This is a genomic window from Nocardia altamirensis NBRC 108246 (genome assembly GCF_001612685.1).
In the GTDB taxonomy this organism is placed as follows: Bacteria; Actinomycetota; Actinomycetes; order Mycobacteriales; family Mycobacteriaceae; genus Nocardia; species Nocardia altamirensis.
This window is the reverse complement of record NZ_BDAY01000021.1, coordinates 110,470-123,607: the sequence shown is the minus strand read 5'-3', so window position 1 is coordinate 123,607 and position 13,138 is coordinate 110,470. Positions and strand designations below refer to the sequence as shown.

Below are 13,138 nucleotides of genomic sequence, written 5' to 3'. Positions count from 1 at the left end.
TAAGCCTTGCTTAATCAATCAATGCACGCTAGCTTCGCAGATCGACGTCACTCCTGCTCTTTTCGAACGATGCGAAGAAGGGACTCCCTCGGTGAAAGGCGTTCTCTCGGAACGTAAGACGCTTCACCCGCAGGATATCGAACGTCGCGAGCTCCCCGACGCCGCCGGGCGTGCGGTGCGCGAACTCGCACGAGAGATATCTACCACACTCGACGCAACGCCGCACGACCCGGCCACACTGGCCGCCACCCTGACCGATTCCGCCCTGATCGCCCAGATCGACACCAGGGTCGGCGAATTGCCCGCCGACGTCCGCCGCGCCATGCGCCCGCCCGCCACCGCGGCAGGCGCGACGATCGTGAGCAGGCTGCCGCTGACCGACGACGAATTCGGCCCGACCCCGCCGAGCTGGCGCGAGGCCGCCGAGTGGAGCGGCACCGCGGCGCGGCGCGCGAACTCGCTGGAACTGGACATCGCCATGATGCTGCTCGCCCGCAGCGCCGGTGAGCCGTTCGGCTGGCAGGGCCAACAGGGCGGCCGCCTGGTCAACAACATCCTGCCCTCCCCCGGCCACGAGCACGAACAGTCGGGCGCCAGCAGCAAAACCCTGCTCAGCCCACACAGCGAGGACGCATTCCACCCGGCCCGCGCCAACCTGCTGATGCTCGGCTGCCTGCGCAACCCCGACTCGGTCGGCACCACGGTGTCCTCGGTGCGCCGGGTACAGCTCACCGCCGACCAGCGGCGCCTGCTCAGCACGCCGACCCTGCCGATTCTGCCCGACGTCTCGTACGGCACTGGGCACGAACGGTATTCGGCCCCGCCGCTGCCGACGCTGTGGACCGCGGCAGGACCGGACGAGACCACGCTGCGCTACGACCCGGCCTACACCCCGCTCGACGATGCCGACTCCGCGTTCTGTGCCGCCTACGCCACCCTCGCCGCCGAGCTGGAGCGGGTCTGCGTGACCGCCGCGCTTACACCGGGTGAAGTACTGCTTGTCGACAATGACGTGGCGGTGCACGGTCGAGTACCGTTCACCGCACGCTATGACGGCACCGACCGCTGGCTGAAGCGGGTGAACATCCGCCTGCCTGAACGACCGCGGCGGGCCGAAGAGGCCGACGAGAATGGTTATGGGCAACGGATCGTCGCCCCGTTCCGCGCGGCAAGTACCACCGCGTTCGCGTCCGGCGGCGTCGAGCCTGCCCGAGCGGACGGACACCGGGAGCAGACGCCGGTGGCGATAGAGCGGGACACAGCACATGATCGAGGATCCGTTGAACACTCGTGACCGAAGCACACCGCTGCGGGTATTGAGCCGCAGCGACCTGGCAGGCGTGCCGATTACGCCCGCCGACGTCGTGCGCGCGGTGGAGGACGCGTATGTGGCGTTCGCCGCGGGCGATTCGGATAATCCGCGCAAGCTCAGCGTGGCCAATCCGGACGGCTCGTCGGTGTCCTACGCCATGCTCGGACGCGATGGCAGGCGCCGGGTGGTGGCGATGAAGACCTCGTACAAATTCGATCCGGGCCACGACCGCGCCACCAAGCGCTACTACACCACCATCACGTTGTACGACGACAGCACCGGCGCGCCGATCGCGATGATGGACTGCTCGCGGGTCGGCGCACTGCGCACCCCTGCGGTGTCGGCGCTGCTCGTCCGCGAGACGGCCCGCAGGGGCGCCGAGAGCGTGCTGCTGATCGGCACCGGAACCCAGGGCCGAAACGCGTTGCCGCACTTGCTCGCCGCGAATCCGCAGCTGCGCAAGCTGATGCTGTACGGAACCCACCCGGAGGGGTTGGCCGCGGTGCACAGCCAGCTCGCCGAGTACTACCCGCACATGCTGCTGGAAACGGTCGAAGATCCGAAGGCCGCCGCGGCCGCCGCCGACGTGGTGCTGGCGACCGCGGGGCCAGGCACCGAGGTCGCGCTCGAATCCACCGATCTCGCACCGGGTGCCACGGCGGTGCTTGTCGGCTACGGGCTCGCGCCGTCGACCCTGGTCGACGCCGACCGCGTCATCGCGACCAGCGCCGAGCAGATGGCGTTGACCGGCACCGACATGGTCGGTCCGGACGGGACACTGCGCCGCGTCGACGCCGAACTGCCGCAGATCCTCACGCGCAGGGCGGTCGCACGGCGCTCGGACGACGAACGCATCTTCGTCTACAACAGCGGGCTCGTGCTCACCGACATCGCCGTGGCGCACGCGCTCGCGGAGCGGGCCATCGCGGAGGGCCGCGGCACGGAGGTGCCGCTGTGGGACTAGAAGTCGGAGCGGTCGGGGCGGCGCGCAGTGCCATCAGCGCCGTCCCGCTGCCCGCACGCCTCGACGCGTGGGAGCGTCAGGCGATCGACGATCCGAACCTGCTCGGCGACATCGCCTTTGCGCTCGGTCGGCCGTTCCATGTGTTGTATCCGCCACGCGTCGGTCGCACTGTCGACGAGTTCCGTGCCGCCTTCGCACAGGCCGGGATCGACGGGGTCGTCTACTACGGCAAGAAGGCGAACAAATCACCCGCCGTGGCCAGGGCCTGCGCGGAAAGCGGTGCCGGTGTCGACGTTTCGAGCACCGGCGAACTGACGGCCGCGCTGGCGGCGGGGATCCGTGGCGCCGAGCTGATGGTGACCGGGCCCGCGAAATCGGACGACCTGCTCTGGCTCGCCACTCGACACGGCGGGCTGATCGCGGTGGACGACCTCGGCGAGCTCGAACGGCTTGCCGCACTCGGTGTCTCGAGCCGGGTCATGCTCCGCGTCCTGCCCACCGCATCGGCCAGCCGATTCGGGATGACCGACGGCGACATCGACCGAGCGCTGGCCTTCCTCGCCGGTGCCGACTCGATCCGGCTGGAGGGCTTCAGCTTTCATCTGTCCGGCTACGACGCGGTGGCGCGAGCCGAGTTGGCCGTCGAGCTGATCGACCGCTGCCTGCACGCACGGACACTCGGACTGCCTGCCGACACCATATCGGTCGGCGGCGGATTCGGCGTCGACTATGTCGAGCCGGGCGCGTGGGCCGAGTTCACCGCGCACGTCGACCGACGGTGGTTCCACTCCGGCAAGTCGTTCGAGTCCTACTACCCCTATCACTTCCCCGTGCCAGGTCCGGCCATGCTCAGCGCCGTTCTCGCGCACGACGGCCTCGCACAGCGGTTGCGCGACAACGGCATCCGGCTCGCGATCGAGCCGGGGCGCGCGCTGCTCGCGCACGCCGGGTTCACCGTCTTCCGCGTGCAGGGCAGCAAGACCAGGCACGTGCACGGCGAGCCGTACCAGCTGCTCACCGTCGACGGAACGAGCCTGAGCCTGTCCGAGCAGTGGTTCGAGAGCGAGTACCTGCCCGACCCGCTGCTCTGGCCCGCCGGGCCCGGCGACACCACGCCGACCTGCGTCGGCGCCGCCACCTGTCTCGACTCCGACATGCTCAGCTGGCGGCGCATCCCGCTACCCCGCGCCGCCGCGGTCGGCGATCTGCTGATCTATCCGAATACCGCCGGATACCAAATGGATTCGAACGAATCCGCCTTCCACGACCTGCCGATCCCGCCCAAGGTGCTGCTGCACCCGGCACCTGCGCGCACCAACCCCGGCTCGGCCGACTGTCACCCCCCAGGCAATCGGCTGCGCTGGACGCTCGACGGCTGAACCCACACACCATCCCGACCCGAACGAGGAGATATCCATGCCGCTCGTCACGCGCGTGACGGATCTGATCGGCCGCACGCCGCTGTTCGAACTCGCGGCCACCACCACCGGCACCCGGCTGCTACTCAAGCTGGAACCGTTCAATCCGACCGGGGCGGCGAAGATCAGGATGGCGCGCGAGATGGTGCTCGATGCCGAGCGGCGCGGTTTGCTGACAAGTGGCGGGCATATCATCGAGTCCACATCCGGGAACACCGGACTCGGTCTCGCGGTAGTAGCTGCCGAACGTGGGTATCGCTTTACCGCAGTGGTCGATCATCACGCATGTAAGGACAAGCTGCGCGCGATGCGAGCAATGGGTGCGGAATTGGTGTTCGTCGCCGACGACGGCGACGACAACCTCGCCACCTCGGCACGGGAGGACCTGGCCGAGGCGATGGCGGCCGCGCGGCCGGACGCGTATTTCACCGAGCAGCACAACAACGACACGAACGCGGTCGGCTACTATGCGGTCGCCGAAGAATTGCTGGAAGACGTGGAGCGGGTCGACATCCTGCTGTCCTCGGTCGGCACCGGCGGTTCGCTGTTCGGCACCGCGACCCGGCTGCGCCAGCTCGGCTGCCCGGCCTACGTGATCGGTGTCGAGCCGGTCGGCTCGATCGCCTTCGGCGGCGAGGGCGGCCCGTACTGGCAGTCCGGCACCGGAACCCCGCCCGGCGCGACCATCGGCACCGCCGTGGACTATTCGCTGCTCGACGAGGGTGTCAAGGTCTCGGATGTGGCGGCCTTCGCGACCGCCCGCGCGGTCGCGAAGGAGCTCGGCCTGATGATCGGCGGGTCGGCGGGCGGCTCGGTGCACGCCGCCCTCAGCAGGCTCGAGGAATTCCCGGCAGGCTCGACCATTGTCACCATCGTCTGCGACGGCGGCGAAAAGTACCTGGACACGGTCTTCGACGACGACTGGATGCGCGAGCGCGACCTGCTCGATCCCGCCGCCGAAGACGACGTGCGGGCAATGCTGCACCGCTATGTGCCCGCAGGCCGCCGCAGTGAGCTCGCGGAGGCCCGGTGAACCTATCGGACTACCGGGCCGACGGCCGTCGGCTCACCGCACTCGCCACCCCGATTGCGATGACCCAGCTGGCGCAGATCGCGGTGTCCACCACCAACATCGTGCTGATGGGCACGCTCGGCGTGCAGCAGGTAGCCGCGGGCGGACTCGCGATCGCGCTGTTCAACCAGATCCGCACCATGTGTGTCGGGCTGATCACCGCGAGCGGCAATCAGATTGCCACCGCGGTGAGTTCGGCGGGCAAGCGCGGCGAGTCGCCGGATCGCGAGATCAAGGACGTGCTCCGGTCGAGCTTCCTGATCGCGACCGTGGCCGGAATCCTCGGCGGCGCAGTGCTTATCGGACTCGGCTGGTCGTTGCAGTGGCTCGGGCAGGATGCCGGGGTGCTTGCCGATGCGCGACCGCTGATGATGGCGCTCGCGCCAGGCTTGTTGCCGTGCTTGTGGTTCCAGGTATTGCGCCAGTACACCGTCGGCATGCAGCGGCCCCAGGCCCTGCTGTGGGTCACCCTCGGGTCGGTGGTGCTGAACCTCGTGCTCGCGCTCGGATTCATCCACGGACGGGCAGGCCTGCCCGCGCTCGGCCTCACCGGCATCGGCGTCGCGACCTCGCTGGTCTTCCTGATCACCTTCGGGGTGTTCTTGGCGATGGTGCGCCGCGACGCGAAACTCGGTGCGACGCTACCCCTTCGACCGTGGCCGGTGCGGAAATCGACGGTGCTCGCCGAGCTGCGCCTCGGCGGGCCGATCGCCCTCACCTACGGCTCGGAGGCGGGCATGTTCTCGGTGCTCGCCCTCGTCATGGGCAGCATCGGCCCGGCGGCGCTGGCGGCGCACAACGTGGTCTATCAGATCATCTACATCGTCTTCCAGGTCGCGATCGGGTTGTCGCACGGTGCGTCGATCCTGGTGAGCCACGCCGTCACGCGCGACGAGTACTCGCACGCGCGGGCGCTGGCGTGGCTCGCGCTGCGCCATGTCGCCGTGGTCGCCGCGCTCACCGGCGCGGTCTACCTGATCGCGCCGGATCTCGTGCTGCGGCCCTTCCTGAATTCGGAGGACACCAGCACCATTCAGATCGCGCACACCCTGTTGTTCGTCGGCATCGTGCTGCAGTTCTTCGACGCCGCACAGAACATCGGCACCGGATTGCTGCGCGGGCTCAAGGAAACCAACGCAGGCTTCCGCCTGTCCCTCATCGGATATTGGGGCGTCGGCCTTCCCGTCGCCCTGCTGCTCGCCTTCCCTATCGGGCTCGGCGCCGCAGGTGTCTGGTGGGGCCTGACCGCAGGCTTGGCTACCACCGCCACCCTTATGCTCCGTCGCTACTTCGCGCTGCTGGACGCCAGGGAGCGCGACCGGCCGCAGCTCATCCCCGAAGCACCGGAATCGTTGAGCAGCCCAAGCTGATCGAGCCTTGTGCGCACCACGGTGCGCACAAGGCTCGTGGGGCAACAGCTCAGATATTGACGCCGTAGTCGCGGGCGATGCCGGCGAGGCCGGAGGCATAGCCCTGGCCGATCGCGCGGAACTTCCATTCGTTGTTGTGCCGGTAGAGCTCACCGAAGACCATCGCGGTCTCGGTGGAGGCGTCTTCGGTCAGGTCGTAGCGGGCCAGCTCCACTCCGGTGGCCGCGTCGACGACGCGGATGAACGCGTTGCGGATCTGCCCGAACGACTGGCTGCGGGCGTCGGCGTCGTGGATGGACACCGGGAAGAAGATGTTGGTGATGGTGGGCGGGGTGGCGATCAGGTCGACGTTGATCACTTCGTCGTCGCCCTCGCCTGCGCCGGTCAGGTTGTCGCCGGTGTGCTCGATCGAGCCCTCGGGCGAACGCAGGTTGTTGTAGAAGATGAAATGCTGGTCCGACAACACCTTCAGATTCGGACCGGTGGCCAACGCACTCGCGTCGAGATCGTAGTCGGCACCCGTGGTGGTGCGCACGTCCCAGCCGAGACCGACCGCCACCTTACTGAGGTTGGCTGCCTGCTTCGACAGCGAAACATTTCCGCCTTTGGCCAATGTGACGCTCATGGCTCGCACACCCTTTCACGCGGCCCGTTCGCGCCGCCTTCGATTCCGATTATCGTCGCGGATCCGCAGAACCGTTCTGCCGGTTCAATTCTGGTTCTCGGCCCACACCCGCAGCGTAGTCACCCTGCCCTCGAGCGCATGGAGTTCGCTCGCGTCGAGCACGGTGCGCTGGATACCCTTGTCCACCGCGAACGCGGACTGGCGGTGGTCGTCGATCGCCTCGACATCGATGCGCACCGCGACATAGTCGGCGGCGCCGGGCATCTCCTCGGCGACAACCCGCGCGACGCCACGCGCGCACAGCGCGACATTGCCGCCACCCAGAATGAGCAACGCCACCTGTGGCCGCGCCCGCAGCCTGGCCAGCGACCCGCGATCGAACTTGAGACTGAGCAGAATGCGTCGATCGCCCGCGCGCACCGGCCAGGACACCGGGATGGCGTGCGGGGCCGGATCGGTCGTGACCAACACAGCGATCGTCTCCAGCGGCCATTCCGGCAACACGTCCAACTCGGGGTGATCGGCATGATCTGTCGAGTGGTCTTGACGTTGCGCGGGGCTTGCTCCGGGGGCCATCTTCGTCACCTCATGGATCGTCGCGCACGGCGGGCTGTGCCGCGCTCGACTCCAGTCTAAAGTGCTGGGCCACTTGTCCGCTGGCGCTGTCCCCCAACTGCAAACTGCTCTCAGCGGAACTATCAGGCCGAGGTGAGGGTAGGCATACGCAACTCCGACGCCCATTCGCGCGCCATGTCTTTCGGCCGAATTTCCGTCGACGCGTCGTGCCGCGCGTGCACGCCGAACTGGGTTGCGCCCCGCTCCGCGAGCTTCTCCGCGGCGATCTCGCCGCCCCGATTGAAGGTGTCTCCGTAGATGCTGTCGCCGAGACCGAAGACTGCGAAATGCAGACCGGTCAGATCTGGCGCTGCGGCATCGAGTGCGTCGAAGAAGGGCTCGGCACCGGTCGGCAGTTCGCCGTCGCCGTAGGTGGAGCACACGATGAGGAGGACGTCGCGCACATCGAGATCTTCGACGGCGAATTCGGCCATGTCGTAGACCGACACGTCGTGCGACGCGAGCACGTCGGCGATGCTGTCTGCGACGGTCTCGGCCGTGCCCAACTCGGATCCGAACAGAATGACGACGCGCACAGCGGTACGCTCCCTTCCTTCCAAGCGGTCAACATTGGTGAGGCTACCCTAACTACTGCGGCAGCGGTGCGCTACTCTTCGTCGTTTTCGACGGCCGGACATGATGACGATCACCCCACCGAACGGCCGCCGACCTCGGACCGAGCACCTGGCTCGGCACGAACTGCGGCTGTTCCCAGCAGGACTCGCCGACACCGCGCCGCAAGGACAGCGCGAGAGGCAGCGGAACGGCAGCGGGTGAGACGGAGTGTCCCGATTGACGAAATGTCACCGTGGATGCATCATTCGTACAGCTCCCATTGTTGTCTGGGACATCTTTCTTCCCGCCGGCCGATGACTGTCCGGCCCAGCGTGCTGTCTCCCGTGCGCACGCTCGGTCGTCTCACCGCGCACGGATCCAGCACTTCCCTGCAACGCGTCTGCGTTCTGCCGTGAGTGAGGTGAAAACGAAATGGTTTACCGCTCGTCTGGATACCGCGCGATCAATTCGTTCCTGCGCTACGGCATCGTCCCCCATTTCTGAATCCGACCGCGCTGGGCGCGGTGGTCTGCCTGCCGACGTCACGACGTCGGCGGTGACACCGCTCGGCTCCGGCGCGGTGCCTAGGAGTTGGGACCCAATGGTGCACGGACGAAGGTGGAGTACAGCTGATGATGGACATGGGAGCTCTGAACCCGGGGGCAGTAGACATGGTGACCCGCCCGGTGGCGGGAAATCTGGCGGTATCGGCCGCGATGAGCGCGGATCTCGGCTATCTGCGCTCCGAACTGGCGGCGGCGGAGGTGCCGTTCCTGCTGGTCCGCGATCGCGGGCAGCGACTGGTGCTCGCCGCCGACGCGGCGCATCAGCAGATGGTGCGCCGGGTGACGGCGGCCGCGGTGGCCGCCGGATTCGCGTGCGATGAGGTGCAGCACAACGTTTTCCGGCTCGGACGCGACAACGATCCGGCCCACCACGTCGATCTGGAACTGTGGCAGTACCACGGCGACACGGTCGAATGCCCGCGCCCGAACGCGTTGACCCGCACCATGTTCGACCTCGCGGATGTCGAACAGACCCAGGTGCTGCTGTTCGATCGCGCGTGGCCGACCCTGGTCGACATGTTCGCGGCCCAGGCCACCGACGTGAACTTCGACATCGACCTGGTGTTCTCCTGGGTGGACGGCTCGGACCCGGAGTTCCGGGCCCGGCGCGCAGGCATGCTCGCGCAGGTCGTCGTCGGCGAGGGTGACGACGCCGACGCCAGGATCCGGCAGATCGACGAGCTCAAATACGCACTGCGGTCGGTGTACAAGAACGCGCCGTGGATCCGGCGGATCTTCATCGCCACCGACTCCGCGACGCCGGACTGGCTCGCCGACCATCCCAAGGTGACGATCGTCCGTGCGCTGGAACACTTTTCGGACACCAGCGGGCTGCCGACGTTCAATTCCCATGCGGTGGAATGCCAGTTGCAGCACATCGAAGGGCTCAGCGAGCACTTCCTGTACTCCAACGACGACATGTTCTTCGCCAGGCCGGTGCGTCCGTCGATGTTCTTCACCGCGGGCGGGGTGAGCCGGTTCATCGAGGCGGACACCAGGATCGGGCCAGGCCGGAACAACGAGCGCCGCAGCGGCTTCGAGAACGCCGCGCGGGTGAATCGGGAACTGCTGGCCGAGCGGTTCGGGCACCTCATCACCAGGCATCTCGAACACACGCCGGTCCCGTTGCGCCGCAGCGTCTTACTGGAGATGGAGGAGGAGTTCGCCGCCGATTTCGCACGGACACGGACCAGCAGGTTCCGGGCCGCCACCGATATCTCGGTGACCAACTCGCTCTATCACTACTACGCGCTGCTCACCGGGCGCGCGGTGCCGCAGGAGAAGGCGAAGATGCGCTATGTCGACACGACGAGCCGTAAGGGGCTCGCGCTGCTCGACGGGATCGCGCGGCGGCGCAAGTTCCACTTCTTCTGCCTGAACGACGGGAGTTTCCCGGAGATCTCCGAGGCCGAGCGCGTCCGGGCGGTGTCGGAGTTCCTGTCGAACTACTTCCCCGATCCGGCTCCGTGGGAGCAGCTCAGCGCACCGCCTCGTCATCCGATTCCGGAGTCGTCGCCCGGCGCTGCATGACATGCGGGATGCGGGCGGCGGGCGGGATCACGATCCCCTCCTCCGCCAGCGTCCGGCGCGCCTGCTCGGCGGTCGACGGCGAGCCGACGGTCGGGCCTCGGTCGATCGGGACCACCGAATGCACCACGGTGTCCGGGTAGATGTGCACGTAGTTGAAGGCTTGGGCGCCGTCGCGGCCGCGCAAGCCGCCTTGTTCGACGCCGAGGTCCTGGCTGTAGCAGGTCGCCGAGGCCACCGAGACCGGGATGCCTGCGAAGGTCGCGCTGGTCGAGAAGTGCAGATGGCCTGCCAGGATGGCGCGGACGTCGCTGCCGTCGAGCACGTCGGCGAGCCTGCGCTGGTCCCGCAGTTCGACCGTGACGGCAAGGTCGAGCACGCACGGCACCGGCGGGTGGTGCATGGCGAGGATGGTGCCGAACGGGGCGGGTTCGGCGAGCACCGAGCGCAGCCACGCGAGCTGCTCGTCGGAGATCTCGCCGTAGTGGTGGCCGGGCACCGAGGTGTCGAGGGCGATGATGCGCAGCCCGTCGATCAGGTGTACCCGGTCCAGCGGGGCGGTCGAGGAGCGCTCGCCGAGCAGCCTGCGGCGCAGGATGCCGCGGTCGTCGTGGTTTCCGGCGACCCACACAATGGGCGCTGGCAAACTTCTCGCGAACGGCTCGATCAGCTTCTTGAGCTTGTCGTATGCGCCGGGCTCACCCTTGTCGGTGAGGTCGCCGGTGAACACGATCGCCGTCGGCGTGATCCGGCTGGCCGCAGCCTGCTCGAGCAGCTGACATAATCGCTGGTCGGCATCGACGTCGCCATATAAATCGCCGTCGCCGGCGATTAGATGTGTGTCACTGAAGTGGAACAACACATGATCCGGTCGCGGGTACTCCGCGACTCTGCTGATGTGCACCGGACCGAACGTCCTCCCCGGCGGTTTGCCCGCCATTGGCTTCGGGTTCCACCGCCAGGATAGCGAAGGCCTACCGACAGGTTTCCCGTCAGACGGTGACAACATGCTTGCGAGAAGGTGAGGTTTCCGTGTCGATGCGGGACACGTGTGCGAGTATCGCGGTCCGCACCAGCTCTCGGAATCCGCACCCGTTCTCGGGATCCGCACCCGCTGTGGGCGCCCGGAAGGGGGCGAATCCCCGGAAACAGTGCGGATTCGTGGCGGGAGTGCAGGATCAGGAGGAGTGGCGGCGGCCAAGGGCGTCGGCGGCGCGGAGGGCGTCGAGGGTGATGTCGGCGTCCACCTCGAAGGGTTCGTTGTGGATGGTTTCGCCGGGCGCGGTGGCGCGGGTTGCGATGGCGGCGAGGGTGGTGTGGGCGGGATCGGGGAGGCCGAGGGCGGCGAGGGTGGTCGGGAGGCCGACCTCGGTGCAGAAGTCGAGCACCGTGTTGATCTCGGCCGCAGGGGCGCCTTCGAGCACCAATTGGGTCAGGACGCCGAAGGCGACCTTTTCGCCGTGCAGGAACGGGTGGGTCTGCGGTGCGGCGGTGAGGCCGTTGTGGATGGCGTGCGCGGCGGCCAGGCCGGAGGATTCGAAGCCGAGGCCGGAGAGCAACGTGTTGGCTTCGACGATGCGTTCCAGGGCGGGGGTGACGGCGCGCTCGCGGACCGCGGCCAGCGCTTGCGGGCCGTCGGCCAGGAGGGTGTGGTAGCAGAGCTCGGCCAGCGCGGTGGCGCTGCGGGTGGATGCGCCGCCGCGCATGTTCCTGACGTGTGCCTTCGTGCACGTGCGGGCCTCGAACCAGGTGGCGAGGGCGTCGCCCATACCGGCGGCGAGCAGTCGGGGTGGGGCCTGGACGATCGCGGAGGTGTCGACGAGGACCAGGGCCGGATTGCGCCGGACCAGTTGATAGGCGTCTACTTCGCCTGCGGCGGTGTAGATCACGGAAAGCGCGCTGCACGGCGCGTCGCTGGATGCGGTGGTCGGGCAGCTGATCATCGGGAGATCGAGGTCGTCGGCGACCGCGCGGGCCGCGTCGAGGACCTTGCCGCCGCCCGCGCCGAGCACGGCCGTGCACCCGCTGTCCTGCACCGCCGCGATGATGGCGGCAATCTCCGCCCTGGTGCACTCGCCACCCGAACTATGCACGGAATAGGCGATTTTCGCGTCGGTGAGCGACCGCTCCCAGACCTCGCCCAGCAAGCGTTGCGCGCTACCGCCCGCAACGATCTGCACCGGACCGTCGAGCCCGAGCCGCTTCATCTCCGCCCCGAGCTGCTCGGTCGCGTTCCGCCCCTGCACGTAATGACCCGGTGAAGAAAACACGCTCAGCATCCGACACCTCCCGATCTCGGCCCGCCGCAAGCCATGTCGCCTCCGCGCACAGCACCGCCACCGGCCACCGACGTTCCTACCGACACAAACGTACCCATCCGGTCGCTCGTGGCGGCAGCGACGCGGCAGTGGCGCGCAGAACCGCGCAGTATCGATAGCCAGACCCACAGGTGCGGTCAGCTGATCGTCAGGCGGCAGGAGTCCAGTACTTGCGCCAATCGTCGGCGGCCAGCGGAAGGCGGGCGCCACGGTCGGCCTCGGCGGCGTCTTCGGCGGCGCGGATGGTGGCGGCGAAGGAAAGGGCGGCTTTGCGGAGGCGCTCTTCGGCGCTGTCGGGGGCGCCGAGGTGGACGACGCGGAGATCGGTGGGGATCAGGTCATCCGGGAGGCCCGCCCTGGTGCTGCGGTCGCGGATCTTCTCGGCGAGGGCGAGCGCGGGTTGGGCCATGGCGATGCCGTCGAGGCAGGAGCGGCGCGACTTTTCCGCGGATTTGCTTTCCTCCCAAGCACTTTCCTGGGCGGCGATCTTCTCCGCGAGGGTGGTGCCAGCGGCAAACCGGTCGTCGCGCAGGATGGGACTGCGGTTGACGAGCTTCTCGACCAGGGCGGCGGCCACCTCATCGACGGTGAATTCGCCTGCGGCCTGGGCGATTCGGGAGTGGAAGAGGACCTGGAGCAGCAAATCGCCGAGTTCTTCCTTGATGACATCGATATCGTTGTGCTGGATGGCGTCGAGGAGTTCGTAGGTCTCCTCGAGCAGGTAGGGGCGCAGCGAGTCGTGGGTTTGGGTCACTTCCCAGCCGCCGAAGTGCCAGAGGCGATCCATCACCTCGAC

12 protein-coding genes are annotated in these 13,138 nt (G+C 67.8%); 6 read left to right on the top strand and 6 right to left on the bottom strand.

Annotation, left to right across the window (positions count from 1 at the left end):
- The first annotated feature begins 91 nt into the window (after positions 1 to 91).
- The 5 genes from NA11_RS14295 to NA11_RS14275 are packed head-to-tail and all read left to right on the top strand — an operon-like array spanning position 92 to position 6,136.
- Positions 92 to 1,294: a TauD/TfdA family dioxygenase gene (locus NA11_RS14295; RefSeq protein ID WP_069162345.1), complete on the top strand. Its 1,203-nt coding sequence runs from the start codon at positions 92 to 94 to the stop codon at positions 1,292 to 1,294.
- Complete coding sequence (locus NA11_RS14290) at positions 1,266 to 2,276, top strand: ornithine cyclodeaminase (protein ID WP_069162344.1); 1,011 nt, start codon at positions 1,266 to 1,268, stop codon at positions 2,274 to 2,276. Before NA11_RS14295 ends, NA11_RS14290 begins: the two co-directional genes overlap by 29 nt.
- Positions 2,267 to 3,655, top strand: coding sequence for an alanine racemase (locus tag NA11_RS14285; RefSeq protein WP_069162343.1), 1,389 nt, complete (start codon positions 2,267 to 2,269; stop codon positions 3,653 to 3,655). The genes NA11_RS14290 and NA11_RS14285 overlap by 10 nt, the downstream gene beginning before the upstream one ends.
- 37 nt (positions 3,656 to 3,692) lie before the next feature.
- Positions 3,693 to 4,727, top strand: coding sequence for a PLP-dependent cysteine synthase family protein (locus NA11_RS14280; RefSeq protein ID WP_069162342.1), 1,035 nt, complete (start codon positions 3,693 to 3,695; stop codon positions 4,725 to 4,727).
- Positions 4,724 to 6,136 carry an MATE family efflux transporter gene (locus tag NA11_RS14275; RefSeq protein WP_069162341.1) on the top strand — a complete coding sequence of 471 codons (1,413 nt, stop codon included), beginning with the start codon at positions 4,724 to 4,726 and terminating at the stop codon, positions 6,134 to 6,136. The genes NA11_RS14280 and NA11_RS14275 overlap by 4 nt, the downstream gene beginning before the upstream one ends.
- Before the next feature lie 49 nt (positions 6,137 to 6,185).
- On the opposite strand, the gene NA11_RS14270 is transcribed toward NA11_RS14275, so the two are convergent.
- The 3 genes from NA11_RS14270 to NA11_RS14260 all read right to left on the bottom strand — a co-directional run bounded on the left by NA11_RS14270 (position 6,186) and on the right by NA11_RS14260 (position 7,912).
- Positions 6,186 to 6,761: a TerD family protein gene (locus tag NA11_RS14270; RefSeq protein WP_069162381.1), complete on the bottom strand. Its 576-nt coding sequence runs from the start codon at positions 6,759 to 6,761 to the stop codon at positions 6,186 to 6,188.
- A gap of 84 nt (positions 6,762 to 6,845) precedes the next feature.
- Positions 6,846 to 7,337 carry a pyridoxamine 5'-phosphate oxidase family protein gene (locus NA11_RS14265; RefSeq protein ID WP_069162340.1) on the bottom strand — a complete coding sequence of 164 codons (492 nt, stop codon included), beginning with the start codon at positions 7,335 to 7,337 and terminating at the stop codon, positions 6,846 to 6,848.
- A 122-nt stretch (positions 7,338 to 7,459) separates the two neighbouring features.
- Positions 7,460 to 7,912: a flavodoxin domain-containing protein gene (locus tag NA11_RS14260; protein ID WP_069162339.1), complete on the bottom strand. Its 453-nt coding sequence runs from the start codon at positions 7,910 to 7,912 to the stop codon at positions 7,460 to 7,462.
- 660 nt (positions 7,913 to 8,572) lie between these two features.
- Here NA11_RS14260 and NA11_RS14255 point away from each other — a divergent pair.
- Positions 8,573 to 10,027 (top strand): stealth family protein, encoded by a 1,455-nt coding sequence (locus tag NA11_RS14255; RefSeq protein WP_439957073.1) that lies wholly within the window; start codon positions 8,573 to 8,575, stop codon positions 10,025 to 10,027.
- On the opposite strand, the gene NA11_RS14250 is transcribed toward NA11_RS14255, so the two are convergent.
- The 3 genes from NA11_RS14250 to NA11_RS14240 form a co-directional block, all read right to left on the bottom strand.
- Positions 9,975 to 10,928 carry a phosphodiesterase gene (locus tag NA11_RS14250; protein ID WP_174567688.1) on the bottom strand — a complete coding sequence of 318 codons (954 nt, stop codon included), beginning with the start codon at positions 10,926 to 10,928 and terminating at the stop codon, positions 9,975 to 9,977. The two genes, NA11_RS14255 and NA11_RS14250, sit on opposite strands and share 53 nt — an antisense overlap.
- A 274-nt stretch (positions 10,929 to 11,202) precedes the next feature.
- Positions 11,203 to 12,303, bottom strand: coding sequence for a glycerol dehydrogenase (locus NA11_RS14245; protein ID WP_069162337.1), 1,101 nt, complete (start codon positions 12,301 to 12,303; stop codon positions 11,203 to 11,205).
- A gap of 187 nt (positions 12,304 to 12,490) precedes the next feature.
- Positions 12,491 to 13,129, bottom strand: coding sequence for a nucleoside triphosphate pyrophosphohydrolase (locus tag NA11_RS14240; RefSeq protein ID WP_245745873.1), 639 nt, complete (start codon positions 13,127 to 13,129; stop codon positions 12,491 to 12,493).
- Positions 13,130 to 13,138: the final 9 nt, after the last annotated feature.

Coding starts and splice junctions, on each gene's coding strand:
- NA11_RS14270 (WP_069162381.1), bottom strand. CDS start 6,761: ATGAGCGTCACATTGGCCAAAGGCGGAAATGTTTCGCTGTCGAAGCAG.
- NA11_RS14240 (WP_245745873.1), bottom strand. CDS start 13,129: ATGGATCGCCTCTGGCACTTCGGCGGCTGGGAAGTGACCCAAACCCAC.
- NA11_RS14265 (WP_069162340.1), bottom strand. CDS start 7,337: ATGGCCCCCGGAGCAAGCCCCGCGCAACGTCAAGACCACTCGACAGAT.
- NA11_RS14255 (WP_439957073.1), top strand. CDS start 8,573: ATGGGAGCTCTGAACCCGGGGGCAGTAGACATGGTGACCCGCCCGGTG.
- NA11_RS14280 (WP_069162342.1), top strand. CDS start 3,693: ATGCCGCTCGTCACGCGCGTGACGGATCTGATCGGCCGCACGCCGCTG.
- NA11_RS14245 (WP_069162337.1), bottom strand. CDS start 12,303: ATGCTGAGCGTGTTTTCTTCACCGGGTCATTACGTGCAGGGGCGGAAC.
- NA11_RS14290 (WP_069162344.1), top strand. CDS start 1,266: ATGATCGAGGATCCGTTGAACACTCGTGACCGAAGCACACCGCTGCGG.